Annotated in this window: 2 protein-coding genes; both read right to left on the minus strand. The window is 57.7% G+C overall.

Annotation, left to right across the window (positions count from 1 at the left end):
- Positions 1-156: 156 nt before the first annotated feature.
- The gene (locus tag C556_RS23360; protein WP_157236280.1) at positions 157-456 is read right to left on the minus strand and encodes a hypothetical protein; all 300 of its coding nucleotides are present in this window, start codon (positions 454-456) and stop codon (positions 157-159) included.
- Between the two features lie 11 nt (positions 457-467).
- A partial coding sequence (locus tag C556_RS23685; protein ID WP_040431662.1) for a hypothetical protein occupies positions 468-2,699 on the minus strand: 2,232 nt, incomplete at its 5' end.

Genomic DNA, 2,699 nt, shown 5'->3' on the forward strand with positions numbered 1-2,699 from the left:
CGACAGGATTACAACGAATTCAGGCCGCCCAGTTCGCTGGGCGACCTGACCCCGAGCGAGTTCCGACTCGCCCACCTTGAAGCCGGAAATCTCCAGCTTCGACCGCTCGGTTAATTGGGAGGAGGTCAGCAGGGCAGAAGGAGCAGAACGGCAAGATTATTGGGGAAAAGGGGAGTCCTCGCTATACACCAAACCTTCCAATGCTACGCCTAAATTATCGGGCGGCATTTTCACCCCTAGGCTTACCTGCATTGAGCCGGCCATCGTTTGGTTTACCGACACATCCATAACAGCTAAATGCGTAGAAGCACCATTCCTATCAACAACAAATACCTTTTCGCCGAAGGCCTTCTCTACGTCACTTCTTCGGACGACGTTTTCCATAAGCAAAGGGCCGGTAAGCACAGCCAGACCTTTTTGCATATGTCTAATGTCTTTAATAATCATAAGCTTCATAGTTGACCCTGTTAGCGATTCCAAATGTAAAGAGAGTCCTTCACATCGCGAATTTTTATCGGACCACCAGGTGCGTTTTTCAAGCGCATAATGCCATCGCGAAGCAAGGTGTACCGCTCTGTTGAGGTCAAGTCTGGTGCAAAGCGGGCAGCACGAATACTGGCTTGTGCTTCTTCAAGTGCGAGGATGTTTTGAGTTTTCCCCGCCATGCCAGCTTCCATATGTCCCACCAACTCATGGGCTAGTGTCCCGTTTATGCTTACTCTCGAATTGGCCGTTGCGGTTCCAAATCCAACGTTTCCGGGCACGACATCCGAGCCAATATTCAACGTTCTCTGACCAAACATGTCCCCATAGCCGGTGCTGAGGTTTGTATCGTCAACCCACCGTATCTCCACGCCATTCATATCAAAGTTACTTAAGTAACTTTGAATTTGCTGCCTTTGCCCCTGATTTAGTGACAGTTCACCGCGAACACCACCAGATTCTACTTTGTAGAAGGTAGAGCTTTTTGGAACTGCTTCCAGTGTTGCTCGCAGGCTCTGAGCCCCAAAGCGAGCAGCAAGGGTACCCCCTGCTTTTGCCAGTCCCTCGAGTCCACCAAATACAAGCGTAGCTTTGTCAAAAACGTGGGCGCCATAAAGATCTGCTCCCGCTACATCAAACTTGATAGGGTCCAATAAACCAAGCAGCCCAGCGACCCCACCCGTACCCGCGAGATCTATGGTTGTATTCCAAGCCTGCTTCATGGCGCCTTTAACAAGTCCAGCGGTAGTGGCCTGAACTCTTTCCCGCTCCATTGCAGCACCATTTGGGAAGAATAGCTCATAAGCACCTTCCTTGAGGTCGCGACCTACATAACTCCAGGCTTCTGGTGACCCGCTGAGTGCTGCTTGGAAGTCATTGACCAGTTGGGCTGAACGCGACGGGGTTGCGCGCAAAGAAGAGTCCGAATTCACAGCATCACTGATGCTGTTAGCGAGGTCAGCAAGGCCCCGTTTGATTTGCAATCCTTTGCTGGCGGCGCTACCCAGTAGCCCATCTCGCATCATGCCCAGCAGGGTCTGCTTCTCCATCGCTGCCAGGATCTGGCGCTGCTTGGTCAGCGTGGAGGCGGGCGCTGGGGTTTTACGCCGCGCAGCGGGAGCGACGGGGGTTGGTTTATCAAAGTCTGGGTTCATCCCATCGGCCAGTATGGGGTTGAAGCCGTTGCCAAATGCTTCACGCGAGTCGAGCAGTGCCAACTTTGCAGCGGCGGCCTCGGCATTGAGCGGCCCATAGCCCAGGTCCATCGCCATGCGCTGGGCTTCGGTCAAACCACCGGCGCCTACCTGTTCCCCGGTGCCATCGGTCAGGGTATAGCCATCGACCTTGGGTGCGGGGTCCGCCGCGTCACTGCCGGCAATGGTGCTGGTCTGGCTGCGCGGCGCGGTCAGGGTGTTGCCGATGGCGCCACCCACGGCGCCGAGCAACACGTCCGACGCTTTGCCGACCTGCTTGCCGCGGGCCTGGTCGAGTTCACGGCCAGCCAGGCCGCTAAGTGCCTGCACACCGAACTGGCCAGCCAATCGGGGCATAGTATTCCAGCTCGTCATGTCCGGCGCGGAGCCTGCTGTCACACCGGCCAGTGCCAGCTGGGTCCAGCTGAAGCTGCCTTGCTGACCGAGGGCGATGTTCACCCCTTGAGTGGCGGCATTGGCGATCATGCTGTTAGTGATGGCCTGGGCGGTGTTTCCGGTTATCCCCAGCCGCGACGCAATGCCTGTTCCACTGCCAGCGGCGCCACCGATACCGTAGCTGATCATGCCGCTGAGCGCTCCTTGTGCTACGCCCTTCCAACTGATGCCATCTTGCAGGCCGAAGGCCACCCCGACCATCTGGCTGGCCAGGCTGCCCATGGCGCCTCCAACCATGCCGCCTACCGCAAGCGCCCCAAAAGAAGAGGCTGCAGAAGAGGCTGCCAGACCTGCGCCGACGGTCCCCATCGCGCCTGCCGAACCCGAAGTCATGGCGGCACCGATCATGCCGGAGGCAGCCCCTGCGGTATAGACGGTAACGACGATGGCGACGACGACCATGATGATCTGGCCGAGGCCGCCGCACTTGCTCTTGGGTGGCGGGGGCGGGTCGGGCAGCTTGGGGCTGAGGTCGCCGATGATGCGCTCGGCGCTGTAGGGCCGGAAGGTGGCGGAACTGTTGTAGTAGTTGCTGACGCGGTTGGGCAGGGTGATGACCTGGCCGGC

The sequence above is a fragment of the Chitiniphilus shinanonensis DSM 23277 genome, from assembly GCF_000374805.1.
Taxonomy (GTDB): Bacteria; Pseudomonadota; Gammaproteobacteria; order Burkholderiales; family Chitinibacteraceae; genus Chitiniphilus; species Chitiniphilus shinanonensis.